12 protein-coding genes, 1 tRNA gene and 1 pseudogene are annotated in these 16825 nt (G+C 62.9%); all 14 read right to left on the bottom strand.

Features of this window, described 5'->3' with window-relative positions:
• On the bottom strand, window positions 1-1010 hold a 1010-nt coding region (tuf, locus tag BT115_RS18115; protein WP_072324095.1), incomplete at its 3' end, for an elongation factor Tu.
• A 51-nt stretch (window positions 1011-1061) separates the two neighbouring features.
• Entirely contained in the window at window positions 1062-3191 is a 2130-nt protein-coding gene (fusA, locus tag BT115_RS18110) for an elongation factor G (protein WP_072324093.1), read from the bottom strand.
• Window positions 3192-3217: 26 nt separating this feature from the next.
• Window positions 3218-3685: a 30S ribosomal protein S7 gene (gene rpsG / locus BT115_RS18105; protein ID WP_036115503.1), complete on the bottom strand. Its 468-nt coding sequence runs from the start codon at window positions 3683-3685 to the stop codon at window positions 3218-3220.
• Between the two features lie 16 nt (window positions 3686-3701).
• Entirely contained in the window at window positions 3702-4076 is a 375-nt protein-coding gene (rpsL, locus tag BT115_RS18100; protein WP_036115505.1) for a 30S ribosomal protein S12, read from the bottom strand.
• 173 nt (window positions 4077-4249) lie between these two features.
• A complete protein-coding gene (gene rpoC, locus BT115_RS18095; protein ID WP_072324091.1) occupies window positions 4250-8461 on the bottom strand; it encodes a DNA-directed RNA polymerase subunit beta' in 4212 nt (1403 codons plus the stop codon).
• A gap of 25 nt (window positions 8462-8486) precedes the next feature.
• Entirely contained in the window at window positions 8487-12656 is a 4170-nt protein-coding gene (rpoB, locus tag BT115_RS18090) for a DNA-directed RNA polymerase subunit beta (RefSeq protein WP_072324090.1), read from the bottom strand.
• A gap of 246 nt (window positions 12657-12902) precedes the next feature.
• Window positions 12903-13277 (bottom strand): 50S ribosomal protein L7/L12, encoded by a 375-nt coding sequence (gene rplL / locus BT115_RS18085; protein WP_072324088.1) that lies wholly within the window; start codon window positions 13275-13277, stop codon window positions 12903-12905.
• Window positions 13278-13327: 50 nt separating this feature from the next.
• Window positions 13328-13855, bottom strand: a complete 528-nt coding sequence (gene rplJ, locus BT115_RS18080; RefSeq protein ID WP_072324086.1) for a 50S ribosomal protein L10 — start codon at window positions 13853-13855, stop codon at window positions 13328-13330.
• A 341-nt stretch (window positions 13856-14196) separates the two neighbouring features.
• Window positions 14197-14904, bottom strand: coding sequence for a 50S ribosomal protein L1 (rplA, locus tag BT115_RS18075; protein WP_072324084.1), 708 nt, complete (start codon window positions 14902-14904; stop codon window positions 14197-14199).
• Window positions 14905-14907: 3 nt separating this feature from the next.
• A complete protein-coding gene (rplK, locus tag BT115_RS18070) occupies window positions 14908-15336 on the bottom strand; it encodes a 50S ribosomal protein L11 (RefSeq protein ID WP_045829444.1) in 429 nt (142 codons plus the stop codon).
• A 203-nt stretch (window positions 15337-15539) separates the two neighbouring features.
• Window positions 15540-16100, bottom strand: a complete 561-nt coding sequence (gene nusG / locus BT115_RS18065; protein ID WP_072324082.1) for a transcription termination/antitermination protein NusG — start codon at window positions 16098-16100, stop codon at window positions 15540-15542.
• Between the two features lie 8 nt (window positions 16101-16108).
• Window positions 16109-16504 carry a preprotein translocase subunit SecE gene (gene secE / locus BT115_RS18060; protein WP_072324080.1) on the bottom strand — a complete coding sequence of 132 codons (396 nt, stop codon included), beginning with the start codon at window positions 16502-16504 and terminating at the stop codon, window positions 16109-16111.
• A gap of 13 nt (window positions 16505-16517) precedes the next feature.
• Window positions 16518-16593 (bottom strand) — tRNA-Trp (locus tag BT115_RS18055).
• A gap of 91 nt (window positions 16594-16684) precedes the next feature.
• Window positions 16685-16825: pseudogene (gene tuf / locus BT115_RS18050) on the bottom strand (elongation factor Tu); the annotation flags it as partial.

Below are 16825 nucleotides of genomic sequence, written 5' to 3'. Positions count from 1 at the left end.
GTACGGAAGTAGAACTGCGGACGATAGTTGCTGAAGAACGGGGTGTGGCGACCGCCCTCGTCCTTGGAGAGGATATACACCTCACCCTCGAACTCGGTGTGCGGCGTAACCGAACCCGGCTTGGCCAGCACCTGACCGCGCTCGACGTCTTCACGCTTCAGACCGCGAACCAGCACGCCGACGTTGTCACCGGCCTGACCCTGGTCCAGCAGCTTGCGGAACATTTCAACGCCCGTGACCGTGGTGGTCTGGGTGTCGCGCAGGCCCACGACTTCCGCCGCGTCGCCCACCTTGACGATACCGCGCTCGACACGACCGGTCAGCACGGTACCGCGACCGGAGATCGAGAACACGTCTTCGACCGGCAGCAGGAACGGCTTGTCGATGTCACGCTCCGGCTCCGGAATCCAGCTGTCGAGCGCGTCGACGAGCTTGATGATCGACGGCACGCCGATGTCCGACTGGTCGCCGTCCAGCGCCAGACGCGCCGAACCGTGCACGATCGGGGTGTCGTCGCCCGGGAACTCGTACTTCGACAGCAGCTCGCGGACTTCCATCTCGACCAGCTCAAGGAGCTCGGCGTCGTCGACCATGTCGGCCTTGTTCAGGAACACCACGATGTACGGCACGCCGACCTGACGCGAGAGCAGAATGTGCTCGCGGGTCTGCGGCATCGGGCCGTCAGCGGCCGAGCACACCAGGATCGCACCGTCCATCTGGGCGGCACCGGTGATCATGTTCTTGACGTAGTCGGCGTGGCCCGGGCAATCGACGTGACCGTAGTGACGGTTCGGCGATTCGTATTCCACGTGTGCGGTCGAGATCGTGATGCCGCGCGCCTTCTCTTCCGGCGCCGCATCGATCGAACCGTAGTCCTTGAACTCGCCACCAAAACGCTCGGCGCCGATCTTCGTCAGGGCAGCCGTGAGCGTGGTCTTGCCGTGGTCGACGTGACCGATGGTGCCGACGTTGACGTGCGGCTTCTTACGTTCGAACTTACCCTTTGCCATGACTCGAAACCTCTAAAAGAACGTTATGTGTTTTTGAAGAAGAAGCCCTTATCAGGACTTCTTCATGACCTCGTCCGCGATGTTCTTCGGCGCCGGCTCGTAATGGTCGAATTCCATCGTGAACGTGGCACGACCCTGGGTCTGCGAACGCAGCGAGGTCGCGTAGCCGAACATCTCGCCCAGCGGGATCATCGCGTTGACGGTCTTGCCCGACGGCGTTTCTTCCTGACCGGTGAGCATGCCGCGACGACGGCTGATGTCGCCCATGACGTCGCCGACGTAGTCTTCAGGCGTCACGACCTCGACCTTCATGATCGGCTCGAGCAGCACCGGGTTCGCCTTCGCGAAGCCCTGCTTGAACGCCATCGACGCAGCCAGCTTGAACGCCATTTCCGACGAGTCGACGTCGTGGTACGAACCGAAGACCAGCTTCACCTTCACGCCCACGACCGGGAAGCCGGCCAGCGGACCCGCGGTAATCGTCTCGCGCAGACCCTTTTCAACCGACGGGATGAATTCCTTCGGAATCACGCCACCGGTGATGTCGTTGATGAAGAGGAAGTCGTCCTTGATCTGCGACGAAATCTTCTCGTCCGCACGATCGGCATCCGAGATCGGCGACAGCTCGATCACGACGTGACCGTACTGACCCTTACCACCCGACTGCTTGGCGTGCTTGTAGTCCGACTTGACGTCCGACGCCTGAATGGTCTCGCGGTAAGCCACCTGCGGCTTGCCGACGTTGGCCTCGACGTTGAACTCGCGCTTCATGCGGTCCACCAGGATGTCCAGGTGAAGCTCGCCCATGCCCGAGATGATCGTCTGGCCCGACTCTTCGTCCGTACGAACACGGAACGACGGATCTTCCGCAGCCAGACGGCCGAGGGCGATACCCATCTTTTCCTGGTCCGACTTGGTCTTCGGCTCGACGGCCATCGAGATCACCGGCTCGGGGAACGACATGCGCTCGAGCGTGATGATGTGATCCTGCGCGCACAGCGTGTCACCGGTCGTGACGTCCTTCAGGCCAACCGCCGCGGCGATATCGCCGGCACGGACTTCCTTCAGTTCGTGACGCTCGTTCGCGTGCATCTGCAGGATGCGGCCGATGCGCTCCTTCTTCGACTTGACCGGGTTGTACACCTGGTCACCGGCGTTCAGCGTGCCCGAGTAGACACGGAAGAACGTCAGCGCGCCGACGAACGGGTCGGTCATGATCTTGAACGCGAGCGCAGAGAACGGCGCGTCGTCCTTGGCGGGACGCGTATCCGGCTGCTCATCTTCGTTGATGCCCTCGACGGGCGGACGATCGACCGGCGACGGAAGCAGGTTGACGACCGCGTCGAGCATCGCCTGGACGCCCTTGTTCTTGAACGCCGTACCGCAGAAGACCGGGATGATCTCGCTCTTCAGCGTACGCAGACGCAGACCTTCGATGATCTCGGCTTCGGTCAGCTCTTCGCCGCCGAGGTACTTGTCCATCATCTCTTCCGTGGCTTCCGCCGCGGCTTCGATCATGGCCGTACGATCTTCTTCGGCCTTGGCCTGGAGTTCCGCCGGGATGTCGACGTATTCGAACTTCATGCCCTGGGACTCCATGTCCCACTTGATGGCCTTCATCTTGAGGAGATCGACGACGCCTTCGAAGTTGTCTTCGGCGCCGATCGGCACCTGCATCGGCACCGGGTTGGCGGCCAGACGCGACTTCAGCTGGTCGACGACCTTATAGAAGTTCGCACCCGTGCGGTCCATCTTGTTGACGAACGCAAGGCGCGGAACCTTGTACCGGTTGGCCTGACGCCACACGGTTTCCGACTGCGGCTGCACGCCACCCACGGCGCAGAGCACGAACACCGCACCGTCGAGCACGCGAAGCGAACGCTCCACCTCGATGGTGAAGTCGACGTGTCCCGGGGTGTCGATGATGTTGAAGCGGTGCTCGGGCAGCGAACGATCCATACCCTTCCAGAACGCCGTGGTGGCGGCGGAAGTGATGGTGATGCCGCGCTCCTGCTCCTGCTCCATCCAGTCCATCGTCGCCGCACCGTCATGCACCTCGCCAATCTTATGACTGACACCGGTGTAGAACAGGATGCGCTCCGTGGTCGTGGTCTTGCCGGCATCGATGTGAGCCATGATGCCGAAGTTGCGGTAGCGCTCGATGGGAGTGGTGCGTGCCACGGTCTTTCCTCAATCTGAAGCTGTAATTACCAGCGGTAATGCGAGAAGGCCTTGTTGGCCTCTGCCATGCGGTGCGTCTCTTCGCGCTTCTTCACGGCGCCGCCACGGGATTCCGAGGCTTCGAGCAGTTCGGCGGCCAGCTTGCGCGGCATGGACGTCTCGCCGCGCTTGCGCGCTGCGTCGATCACCCAGCGCATCGCGAGCGCCATACGGCGACCCGGACGAACTTCGACCGGCACCTGGTACGTCGCACCACCAACGCGGCGGGACTTCACCTCGACGGCCGGGGCGATGTTGCCCAGAGCCTTCTCGACGAGTTGCACCGGCTCGGCGTGCTTTTCACCGATGTGCTGCAGGGCGCCGTAGACAATCGACTCGGCGACGGACTTCTTGCCGGACTTCATCACCATATTGATGAAACGGGCAATCAGCTGGCTTCCGTGCTTCGGGTCCGGGAGGACGACACGGGCGGGATGGGAACCTTTACGCGACATAATTCTTGTCCTTTACTCAGCTCTTCGGACGCTTGGCGCCGTACTTCGAGCGCGACTTGCGACGCTTGGTCACGCCGGCGCAGTCGAGACTGCCGCGAACCGTGTGGTAACGCACACCGGGGAGATCCTTGACGCGACCGCCGCGGATCAGGACCACCGAGTGCTCCTGCAGGTTGTGACCTTCGCCACCGATGTAGCTGATGACTTCGAAACCGTTGGTCAGGCGCACCTTGGCAACCTTACGCAGGGCCGAGTTCGGCTTCTTCGGGGTGGTCGTATAAACGCGCGTGCAGACCCCGCGGCGCTGCGGGCTGCTCTGCAGGGCCGGGGAGGCGCTCTTGTACGCCTTCGGGCTGCGGGATTTGCGCACCAACTGGTTGACTGTCGTCATGCGAAGCTATTCCTGAGAAACATAAAGGCAGACCGATAGATCGGCCCGCCAGATAAGCGTTGTTGACGTGCGCCGCCCGCGAAGCGAACCGACGCCCATCGTCCTTGATTCCGAACACGAGGCGCGTCCCTGCGCCTCATTTCGTATGTACGAGCAAAACCCGTCTACGGGCCTTACTCGGCGCTATCGGTGGACCCGGCAGGTGCCTCTTCGAACGTAACGGCCGGTGCCGAACCCGAGAGGGTTTCGAGCTCCGAGGCCGTCAGGCCGCCCTGGTTACGACGCGAAGCGTGGTAAGCCAGACCCGTGCCCGCAGGGATTAGCCGTCCAACAATAACATTTTCCTTGAGGCCACGCAACGTGTCGCGGGTGCCACGGACCGCCGCCTCGGTGAGGACGCGGGTGGTCTCCTGGAACGAAGCCGCCGAGATGAACGACTCGGTAGCCAGCGACGCCTTGGTGATACCCAGCAGAACCGACTCGAACTCGGCACGACGCTCGCCCCGAGCCTCGGCGCGCTCGTTCTCCTCGTTGATCCGGACGCGTTCGACCTGCTCTCCGCGGAGATACGTGCTGTCGCCCGACTCGGTGATCTCGACCTTGCGGAGCATCTGGCGAATGATCGCTTCGATGTGCTTGTCGTTGATCTTCACACCCTGCAGGCGGTAGACGTCCTGGATTTCCTTGACCAGGTACGAGGCCAGCGGTTCGACACCCAGCAGACGCAGGATGTCATGCGGATTCGGCTCGCCGTCCACGACGGTTTCGCCCTTCTCCACGTGCTCGCCTTCGAACACGATGACCTGACGCCACTTCGGAATCAGCTCTTCGTGCTCGTTGCCGTCCGCGTCCTTGATGATCAGACGCTGCTTGCCCTTGGTGTCCTTGCCGAAGCTGACGATACCCGAGCGTTCCGCGAGGATCGCCGGCTCCTTCGGCTTGCGGGCTTCGAACAAGTCGGCCACGCGCGGCAGACCACCCGTGATGTCGCGGGTCTTCGAGGTTTCCTGCGGGATACGGGCAACCACGTCGCCCACGCCCACTTCGGCACCGTTCTGGATCGAGACGATCGCGCCGGCCGGCAGGAAGTACTGTGCCGCGATGTCCGTACCCGGCAGCTTGAGCTCGCGACCCTTGCTGTCTTCCAGGCGGACGATCGGGCGCAGATCCTTGGCCTGCGTACCGCGACGCTTCGGATCGGTCACCACCGCCGACTCGAGGCCGGTCAGTTCGTCGGTCTGCGACTGCACGGTCACGCCATCGATGAAGTCGATGAAGCGGACCACACCGGCCACTTCCGTGACGATCGGATGGGTATGCGGATCCCAGTTGGCAACGGTCTGACCAGCCTTGACCGGATCGCCGTCCTTCACCGCAATCGTCGCGCCGTACGGCACCTTGTAGCGCTCGCGCTCGCGGCCGTTGGCGTCGATGACGCTCACTTCGCCCGAACGCGAGACCGCGACCAAGTGACCCTGGGCGTGCTCGACCGACTTCAGGTTGTTGAACTTCAGCGCGCCGGTCGTGCGGACCGTGACGTTGTCCACCGCAGCCGCACGGGACGCCGCACCACCGATGTGGAACGTACGCATCGTCAGCTGGGTACCCGGCTCACCGATCGACTGAGCGGCGACCACACCCACGGCCTCACCCATGTTGACCAGATGACCGCGAGCAAGGTCGCGGCCGTAGCACAGGGCGCACACGCCATGGCTGGCACGGCAGGTGATCGGTGAACGGACCTTGATCAACTGCACGCCACCCTTGTCGAGCTTGTCGACCAGGTACTCGTCGAGCAGCGTGTCGCGGGTGACGATGGGTTCGTCGTCGTCGCCAGGGGCGTAGACGTCTTCCACCACCACACGGCCAAGCACGCGCTCGCGCAGCGGCTCGACCACGTCGCCGCCTTCCACGATCGGGGACATCAGCACACCGTCTTCCGTGCCGCAATCGTGCTCGGTGATGACGACGTCCTGCGCCACGTCGACGAGACGACGGGTCAGGTAACCGGAGTTCGCCGTCTTCAGCGCCGTATCCGCGAGACCCTTACGGGCACCGTGGGTGGAGTTGAAGTACTGCAGAACGTTCAGGCCTTCGCGGAAGTTCGCCTTGATGGGCGTCTCGATGATCGAGCCGTCCGGACGCGCCATCAGGCCGCGCATACCCGCCAGCTGACGAATCTGGGCCGCGCTACCGCGGGCGCCGGAGTCCGCCATGATGTACAGCGAGTTCATCGACTTCTGGTTGACCACGTTGCCGTCGGCATCGGTGACCTTCTCGGTACCGATACCGTCGATCATCGCCTTGGCCACGAGCTCGTTGGTGCGCGACCAGATGTCGACCACCTTGTTGTAACGCTCGCCGGCGGTCACGAGACCCGACTGGTACTGCTCCTGGATCTCGACGACTTCCTTCTCGGCTTCCTCGAGGATGCCGCGCTTCTCGGCCGGGATCTTCATGTCGTCGATGCCGATGGAGATACCGGCACGCGTCGCGAAACGGAAGCCGGTGTACATCAGCTTGTCGGCGAACACGACCGATTCCTTCAGGCCGAGCAGACGGTAGCTCTGGTTGATCAGGCGCGAGATGTTCTTCTTGGTCAGCTCCGTGTTCACCAGGGCGAACGGGAGGCCTTCCGGAATGATCTCGGCCAGCAGCGCACGACCCACCGTGGTATCGACGAGCGACTGGCGCTCAACGCGCTCGCCGTCCACCGTTTCCACGCTGCGCACGCGCACCTTGACCTTGGCGTGCAGTTCGACGGCGCGGTTGTCGTATGCACGACGCACTTCGCCGACGTTCGCGAACACCATGCCGGCGCCCTTCGCGTTGATCAGCTCGCGGGTCATGTAGTACAGACCGAGCACGACGTCCTGCGACGGCACGATGATCGGCTCGCCGTTCGCGGGCGACAGGATGTTGTTCGACGACATCATCAGGGCGCGGGCTTCGAGCTGCGCCTCGATCGACAGCGGCACGTGCACGGCCATCTGGTCACCGTCGAAGTCGGCGTTGAACGCCGTACAGACGAGCGGATGCAGCTGGATCGCCTTGCCTTCGATGAGCACGGGCTCGAACGCCTGGATACCCAGACGATGCAGCGTCGGCGCACGGTTGAGCATGACCGGATGTTCGCGGATCACGTCTTCCAGGATGTCCCAGACCTGAGCTTCCTCGCGCTCGACGAGCTTCTTGGCAGCCTTGATGGTCGTGGCTTCGCCACGAGCCTGCAGCTTCGCGAAGATGAAGGGCTTGAACAGCTCGAGCGCCATCTTCTTCGGCAGACCGCACTGGTGCAGGCGCAGCGTCGGGCCGACCACGATGACCGAACGGCCCGAGTAGTCGACGCGCTTGCCGAGCAGGTTCTGACGGAAGCGACCCTGCTTGCCCTTGATCATGTCTGCGAGCGACTTCAGCGCGCGCTTGTTCGTGCCGGTGATGGCACGACCGCGACGGCCGTTGTCGAGCAGCGCATCGACCGACTCCTGCAGCATGCGCTTCTCGTTGCGCACGATGATGTCGGGCGCGGCGAGCTCCAGCAGACGCTTCAGGCGGTTGTTGCGGTTGATGACGCGGCGATACAGATCGTTGAGATCGGAGGTCGCGAAGCGACCGCCGTCCAGCGGGACGAGCGGACGCAGATCGGGCGGCAGCACCGGCAGGACAGTCAAGACCATCCATTCCGGCTTGTTGCCCGACTCGAGGAACGCCTCGATCAGCTTCACGCGCTTGGTGAGGCGCTTGAGCTTGGTCTCGGAATTCGTCGAGGAGATCTCTTCCTTCAGGCGAATGACTTCGCCCGGGAGGTCGAGGCTCTTCAGCAGCTCGTAGACGGCCTCGGCACCCATGCGGGCGTCGAACTCGTCACCGTGCTCTTCGGTGGCTTCCAGGTACTGGTCTTCGCTGAGCAGCTGACCGCGCTCGAGCGCGGTCAGGCCCGGATCGATCACCACGAAGGCCTCGAAGTACAGGATGCGCTCGATGTCACGCAGGGTCATGTCCAGCATGAGGCCGATGCGCGAGGGCAGCGACTTCAGGAACCAGATATGCGCGGTCGGGCTGGCCAGTTCGATGTGGCCCATGCGCTCGCGACGGACCTTGGCCAGGGTGACCTCGGTGCCGCACTTTTCGCAGACGACGCCGCGATGCTTCATGCGCTTGTACTTGCCGCACAGGCACTCGTAGTCCTTGATCGGACCGAAAATGGCTGCGCAGAACAGGCCGTCACGCTCAGGCTTGAACGTGCGGTAGTTGATCGTTTCCGGCTTCTTCACTTCGCCGTACGACCACGAACGGATCAGCTCCGGCGAAGCCAGAGCGATCTTGATCGCGTCGAAATCCAGCGTCTGTCGCTGCTGGTTGAACAGATTGAGCAGGTCTTTCATGCGTAATCTCCGGTAGCCGCGACGATCACTTGATCTCTTCGAGTTCGATGTCGATGCCGAGCGAGCGGATTTCCTTCACGAGTACGTTGAAGGATTCCGGCATGCCCGCGGCCATTTCGTGGTTGCCGTCCACAATGTTCTTGTACATCTGGTTGCGGCCCTGGACGTCGTCCGACTTGACGGTCAGCATTTCCTGCAGGGTGTACGCCGCGCCGTATGCCTCGAGCGCCCAGACTTCCATTTCGCCGAAGCGCTGGCCACCGAACTGCGCCTTGCCGCCCAGCGGCTGCTGGGTAACGAGCGAGTACGGACCCGTCGAACGTGCGTGCATCTTGTCGTCGACGAGGTGGTTCAGCTTCAGCATGTGCATGTAGCCGACGGTGACCGGGCGATCGAATGCCTCGCCGGTGCGGCCGTCATAGAGCGTGGTCTGACCCGACTCCGGAAGATCGGCGAGCTTCAGCATGTGCTTGATCTCGGACTCCTCGGCACCGTCGAACACCGGCGTAGCCATCGGCACGCCGTCGCGCAGGTTGTTCGCCAGAGCGATGATCTCGTGGTCGGACATCGACTTGAGATCCACGTGGCGAACGGCGCCTTCGGCACCGGCGTTGCCGTGGTTGTAGACCTCGTCCAGGAAGTCGCGCAGCTTCGCAGGCTTCTCGTTGGCCTCGATCATGGCTGCGATCTTGTGACCAAGACCCTTCGCAGCCCAGCCGAGGTGAACCTCGAGGATCTGGCCGATGTTCATACGCGAAGGCACGCCCAGCGGGTTCAGCACGATGTCGACCGGACGACCGTCGGCGGAGAACGGCATGTCCTCGACCGGAACGATCATCGACACGACACCCTTGTTGCCGTGGCGGCCGGCCATCTTGTCGCCCGGCTGGATGCGGCGCTTAACGGCCAGGTAGACCTTGACCATCTTGAGCACGCCCGGTGCGAGGTCGTCGCCCTGGGTGATCTTGCCCTGCTTCTCCTTGAAGCGCTTGTCGAAGTTCTCCCGATGGCGCTTGACCTGCTCGGCCGCGCGCTCGAGGAACTCGGAGACCTCCTCTTCCTTGACGTTGATCTTGAACCAGTCGTCCTTCTTGAGGGTGTCGAGGTAGGCGTCGTCGATGACGGTGCCACGCTTCAGGCCACCCGGGCCGCTCATCGCGGACTTGCCGACGAGCTGCGAGCGCATACGAGCGTAGATCGCGCCTTCGAGGATGCGGAACTGGTCGTCGAGATCCTTGCGGATCCGCTTCAGTTCGGTCTCTTCGATCTGCTTGGCACGCTTGTCCTTCTCGATGCCGTCACGGGTGAAGACCTGCACGTCGATGACATTGCCGTCCATGCCCGGGGGCACGCGCAGCGAGCTGTCCTTCACGTCCGAAGCCTTCTCACCGAAGATCGCGCGGAGCAGCTTTTCTTCCGGCGTCAGCTGGCTCTCGCCCTTCGGCGTGACCTTACCGACCAGGATGTCGCCCGCCTTCACTTCCGCACCGATGTACACGATGCCGGATTCGTCCAGACGCGCGAGCGCCTGCTCACCGACGTTCGGGATGTCCGCGGTGATTTCCTCGGCGCCGAGCTTGGTGTCGCGAGCGATGCAGGTCAGCTCCTCGATGTGGATCGAGGTGTAGCGGTCTTCCTGGACCACGCGCTCGGAGATCAGGATCGAGTCTTCGAAGTTGTAGCCGTTCCACGGCATGAACGCGACGAGCATGTTCTGGCCGAGCGCGAGTTCGCCGAGGTCGGTCGAGGAACCGTCCGCCAGCGTGTCGCCCACCGCCACCACGTCACCGACATTCACCAGCGGGCGCTGGTTGAGGTTGGTGTTCTGGTTAGAGCGGGTGTACTTGGTCAGCGTGTAGATATCGACGCCGGCGTCATCGTCGCCGACCTCGTTCTCGTTCACGCGCACGACGATACGTGCCGCGTCGACCTGGTCGATCACGCCACCACGACGCGCGGACACGGTCACGCCCGAGTCACGCGCCACGGCACGCTCGATGCCCGTGCCGACGAGCGGCTTCTGGCTGCGCAGGGTCGGAACGGCCTGGCGCTGCATGTTCGCACCCATGAGGGCGCGATTCGCGTCATCGTGCTCAAGGAACGGCACGAGCGCCGCCGCGACCGACACGGTCTGCATCGGCGAGACGTCCATGTAGTTGATCTCGGCCGACGGACGAAGCTCAGATTCGCCACGGAAGCGGCACGACACGAAGTCTTCGATGAACTTGCCTTCCTTCGTCAGCGGCGAGTTCGCCTGCGCGATGACGTGGTCGCCTTCTTCGATCGCGGAGAGGTAATCGACCTTGTCGGTGACCTTGCCGTTCTCGACCTTGCGATACGGCGTCTCGAGGAAGCCGTAGGCATTGGTGCGGGCGTACACGGCCAGCGAGTTGATCAGGCCGATGTTCGGGCCTTCCGGCGTTTCGATGGTGCAGACGCGGCCGTAGTGGGTCGGATGCACGTCGCGCACTTCGAAGCCGGCGCGCTCACGGGTCAGACCGCCCGGTCCAAGCGCCGACACACGACGCTTGTGGGTGACTTCGGACAGCGGGTTATTCTGATCCATGAACTGCGAGAGCTGCGACGAACCGAAGAACTCCTTCACTGCCGCAGCGACGGGCTTAGCGTTGATCAGTTCCTGCGGCGTCAGGCCTTCGGATTCGGCCAGCGACAGGCGCTCGCGAACCGCGCGCTCCACGCGGACGAGACCGATGCGGAACGTGTTCTCCGCCATTTCGCCGACCGAACGCACGCGACGGTTACCCAGGTGATCGATGTCGTCGACCGTGCCGGTACCGTTGCGGATGTCGATGAGCACGCGCAGCACGTCGAGGATGTCCGACGTCTCGCCCTGCTCCGCCACGAGGCGCTGGGATTCTTCTTCCTTGCGCTCCGAGAAGTAGCGGTGATCGTAGAGCACGCCCGGACCGATCACGTCCTTGCGGCCGACGCGACGGTTGAACTTCATGCGACCCACGGCCGACAGGTCGTAGCGGTCGAAGGTGAAGAACAGGTTGAAGAACAGGTTCTGCGCGGCGTCCTTGGTCGGCGGCTCGCCCGGACGCATCATCCGGTAGATTTCGACCAGGGCTTCGAGCTGCGTGCGCGTGTTGTCGATGCGCAGCGTGTTCGAGATGTACGCACCGCGATCGAGGTCGTTCACGTAGAGCGTCGGCACCGTCTCGATGCCTGCCTTGCGGAAGCGCTCGAGGTGCTCGGCGGTCAGCTCGTCGTTGGCCGCAGCGATGATCTCGCCGGTGTCCTTGTCGACCATGTCGATCGCCACGATGCGGCCGACCGGGTAGTCGTCCGGCACTTCGAGCGTGGTGATCTTCTCGTTGGCGAGCTGGCGCACGTGACGCGCAGTAATGCGCTTGCCGGCCTCGACCAGCACCTTGCCGTCGATCACGAGATCGAAGGAGAGGGTTTCACCGCGCAGGCGCTCGGCGACGAGATCGAGCGTGACGCCACCCTTCTTGCCGAGGTGGAACACGTTGTGCTCGAAGAAGATGCTCAGCATCTCTTCATTGGTATAGCCGAGCGCGCGCAGCAGCACCGTGACCGGCAGCTTACGGCGACGGTCGATACGGGTGAACAGCGCGTCCTTCGGGTCGAACTCGAAATCGAGCCACGAGCCACGGTAAGGAATGACGCGTGCCGAGAACAGCAGCTTGCCCGAGCTGTGCGTCTTGCCACGGTCGTGGTCGAAGAACACGCCGGGCGAACGGTGCAGCTGCGAGACGATGACGCGTTCGGTTCCGTTGATGATGAAGGTACCGGTCTCGGTCATGAGCGGAATCTCGCCCATGTAGACCTCTTGCTCCTTCACGTACTTCACGGCCTTCTTCGAAGCCGGGCTGTCCTTGTCATAGATGACCAGGCGCACGGTGGTGCGCAGCGGCGCACCGAAGGTCATGCCGCGGTTGCGGCACTCGCGCTCGTCGAATGCCGGCTCACCGAGTCGGTAGTCCACGTATTCGAGGGCAGCGTTGCCCGAGTAGCTCGAAATCGGGAACACCGACTTCAGGGCGGCGTGGAGGCCCTTGTCCTCACGCTGCTTGGGGTTGACCTGCTCCTGCAGGAATTCCTTGTACGAGTCGGTCTGGATCGTCAGCAGATTGGGCACGCCCAGCACGGGGGGCCGCTTGCCGAAGTCCTTACGGATGCGCTTCTTCTCGGTAAACGAGTAGGTCATGTTGGGTACCGCCTCGGTTTCATGATGCCGGCCAGGGGGCGCCGGCTAACAGTTAATGAATCGAAAATCGGAGATCGGGATTCGAACCGCGGAGCCCGTGCCGGCGCTCTCGAATCGCGATGTCCCATTTCCGACGGGACACGTGGAGCAGTAAAACGATGGAACGGTGAAACGGGCAAAGCCCGGGGGCTTACGCCCCCAGGCTCGCTTGACGCTATGTCGAACAACTGGCGCGCAAGGCGCCGATTACTTGAGTTCGACCGTGGCGCCGGCAGCTTCGAGATCCTTCTTGAACTTCTCGGCGTCTTCCTTCGACGCAGCTTCCTTCACGACGCCACCGGCTTCGGTGAGGTCCTTGGCTTCCTTCAGGCCCAGGCCGGTGATGGCGCGGACGGCCTTGATCACGTCGACCTTCTTGTCGCCGGCGGACTTCAGGATCACGTCGAACTCGGTCTGCGCTTCGGCAGCCGGGCCAGCGGCAGCAGCCGGGCCAGCGACGGCAACCGGAGCAGCAGCGGAGACGCCGAAGGTGTCTTCGATCGACTTCACCAGTTCCATGATTTCCGTCAGGGACTTGGCCTTGATGGCTTCAACGATCTGTTCGGTGGTCAGGGTGGACATTGTTTCTTACCTTCTGAAATGGGGTTTCGAATGAGAAAAGTCGAGACAGATCAGGCTTCGGCCGGGGCTTCTTCGGCGGCAACTTCGCCACCACCCTGCTTGTCCGCAACGGCCTTGATGGCGCGAGCGAACATCGTGACCGGCTCGGCCAGCACGCGGGCCAGCATGGCCAGGGCCTCTTCACGGGTCGGCAGCGATGCGAGCACTTCAACGTGCGCGGCATCGAACAGCTTGCCCTCGATGGAGACGACCTTCGGCTTGAGCTTGTCGTTGGTCTTCGCGAATTCCTTGATCAGGCGGCCAGCGGCGCCCGGTTCCTCGGTCGAGAACGCATAGAGCAGCGGACCGACCAGGGCGTCCTTGACGACCTCGAATTCGGTACCGGCCACGGCGCGGGCGGCGAGCGTGTTCTTGACAACTTTCAGGAACACACCCGACTCACGGGCCTTCTTGCGCATCGCGGTCATCTGAGAGACCGTGGTGCCCGCGTATTCGGCGGCGACCAAGGAGTGAGCCTTCGCGGCGACTTCTGCCAGCTCGGCGACTACTTCTTGCTTCTGGGAGAGATTAAGGGCCACATTGCACTCCTCGTATGAACTCCGCTCACGGCTCCTGCCGCTTGCGGTCCTGGGCGACATCGTCCTGACGTCGGGGATGCAAGCATCCCGGGTGGTGGCCTTTCCAGATTCGAAACGAATACCAGAAGGGGCTGCACCATCTACGCAGGCCGGAGCCACGAAGGCCTCCGATTAAGCAAACCCGCTACCGACGACGGCGTTTCCTTGCCAACACGAGCTCCCTGCTCGTCGTCGTCGCGCGCTGTTCGCGCCTACGGTCTTTGACGGCTACCCCGATCTTGCGACCGGGGGCGCCCTCAAAAACGTGCCCCCGCCGGCCATGCCGGCGAGGGTCGTAACACTTACTTGGCCGAGGTATTCACGGTCGAGGTATCGACCGGCACACCCACGCCCATGGTGCTCGACAGCGACACCTTCTGGATGTACTGACCCTTCGCTGCGGCCGGCTTGGCCTTCAGCAGATCGGCGATCAGCGCATTGAGGTTGTCAGCCAGCTGGGCGGCTTCGAAGCTCGCCTTGCCGATGGTGGCGTGAATGATGCCGCCCTTGTCGTTGCGGAACTTGACCTGGCCAGCCTTGGCGTTCTTCACGGCCGTGGCGACATCGGCGGTGACCGAGCCGTCCTTCGGGTTCGGCATCAGGCCACGGGGACCGAGCACCTGACCGAGCTTACCGACGACGCGCATCGCGTCCGGCGTGGCAATGACGCGACCGTAGTTCAGATCGCCCGCCTGCATCTTCTCGGCGAGGTCGTCCATACCCACGGCATCGGCGCCAGCGGCCAGTGCGGCCTCAGCCTTCTCGCCCGGCGGAACGAACACGGCGACGCGAACGGTCTTGCCGGTGCCGTGCGGCAGCAGCGACGAACCGCGCACGCCCTGGTCCGACTTCTTCGCATCGATGCCGAGGCGGACAGCGACGTCCACCGACTCGGCGAACTTCGCCTTGGCGTTGTCCTTGACGATCTTCAGCGCCTCGTCGAGACCGTAGGTCTTGCCGGGCTGCACGGCCGTCGTAGCGGCCTTCATACGCTTGGTGAGCTTTGCCATGTCTTAACCCTCCACTACCAGACCCATGGAACGCGCGCTGCCGGCGATCGTACGCACGGCGGCATCCAGATCGGCAGCCGTGAGATCCGGCTCCTTCTGCTTCGCGATTTCCTCGAGCTGGGCGCGGGTGACCTTGCCCACCTTGTCGGTGTTCGGCTTCTGCGAACCCTTGGCCACACCCGTGATCTTCTTGAGGAGGATCGAGGCCGGCGGGGTCTTCGTGATGAAGGTGAAGGTACGGTCCGAGTAGGCCGTGATCACGACCGGGATCGGGAGACCCGGCTCGAGCTTCTGCGTGGCGGCATTGAAGGCCTTGCAGAACTCCATGATGTTCAGGCCGCGCTGACCGAGCGCCGGACCGACCGGCGGCGAGGGGTTAGCCTGACCGGCCTTCACCTGCAACTTGATGTAACCAATGACTTTCTTTGCCATTTAACTTTCCTCGCGAGTGCAAGCGCCTTGCGGCTCCTCGCTGTAGAACCATCCCTGGACGTTGGTAGGTACGCACCTGCGGACCCCTGAAACACGGACACGCCAGAGCGAAAGCTCCAGCGTGAACCGGGCATTATAGGCTCCTCACGCGGGCTATGCAAACCCTGTGCCGGAGGGCTGGCAGAGCCAGCCAGGACGTTACCTCAAGCTTTTTCCACCTGGCCGAACTCAAGCTCGACCGGCGTGGAGCGACCGAAAATGAGCACCGCGACGCGCAGGCGGCTCTTCTCGTAGTTGACTTCCTCGACGACGCCGTTGAAGTCGTTGAACGGACCATCGGTAACGCGAACCATCTCGCCTGGCTCGAAGAGAACCTTCGGGCGGGGCTTTTCGACGCCTTCGCGCACGCGGCTGAGAATGGCATCAGCCTCGGTATCGCGAATCGGATGCGGACGATCGGCGGTGCCGCCAATGAAACCCATGACCTTCGGGGTTTCCTTGACCAGGTGCCAGCACTCGTCATCGATACGCGGGGTCTTGCCGCTCGTATCGGTCTCGATCTGGACCAGCACATAACCAGGGAAGAACTTGCGCTCGCTACGACGCTTTTGGCCGCCGCGCATTTCGATGACTTCCTCGGTCGGAACCAGGATTTCACCGAACTTCTCTTCCATGCCTTCGCGCTTGACGCGCTCGTCCAGAGCCTTGCGAACCTGCTGCTCGAACCCCGAATAGGCGTGAACCACGTACCAGCGCTTGCTCATGCCTTACCTCAATGTCCGAGCTTAAGCAGCCAATCGAGCACGAGCGACTTCAACAACCAGTCGATCAAGCCCATCAGCAGCGAAAGAATGACGACGACAACCATGATGATGCCGGTCGTCTTGAGAGTTTCGTCGCGCGACGGCCAGACGACCTTACGCAACTCGAACTGCGATTCGGCAACGAAGCCGCGCAGCTTGCGACCCGGAACGGTGAAAGCGCCGATCGCCATGGCGGCAACGACGGCGACGATGACGCCGACGACGCGCGCGAACGACGGCACGCTCGGGTTATCGCTGAAATAGTAGAAACCGACGATGCCGGCAACGAGCACGACCAGCGCAAGCGCCAGCTTGCCGATATCGGCCGGGCCCAGACCCTTGGCTTCTTGTGCCTTCGTATTCATGCGCACTCGGGAGTGGCACGCCAGGAGGGACTCGAACCCCCAACCTGCGGTTTTGGAGACCGCTGCTCTGCCAATTGAGCTACTGGCGTACAAGGTGAAACAGTGGAACCGCGAAGGCGGGCGGTCGATGACCCACCCGCCTCGCGACCGGCAGCCGGATCCGAAGATCCGGCGTCGTTCTTACTTGATGATCTTAGCGACCACGCCGGCGCCGACGGTGCGGCCACCTTCGCGGATGGCGAAGCGCAGACCTTCGTCCATGGCGATCGGGAAGCCCAGCGTGACGCTGATCTTCACGTTGTCACCCGGCATCACCATCTC

It is taken from the genome of Luteibacter sp. UNCMF366Tsu5.1 (assembly GCF_900119235.1).
In the GTDB taxonomy this organism is placed as follows: Bacteria; Pseudomonadota; Gammaproteobacteria; order Xanthomonadales; family Rhodanobacteraceae; genus Luteibacter; species Luteibacter flocculans.
This window is presented reverse-complemented; position numbering and strand designations above follow the sequence as displayed.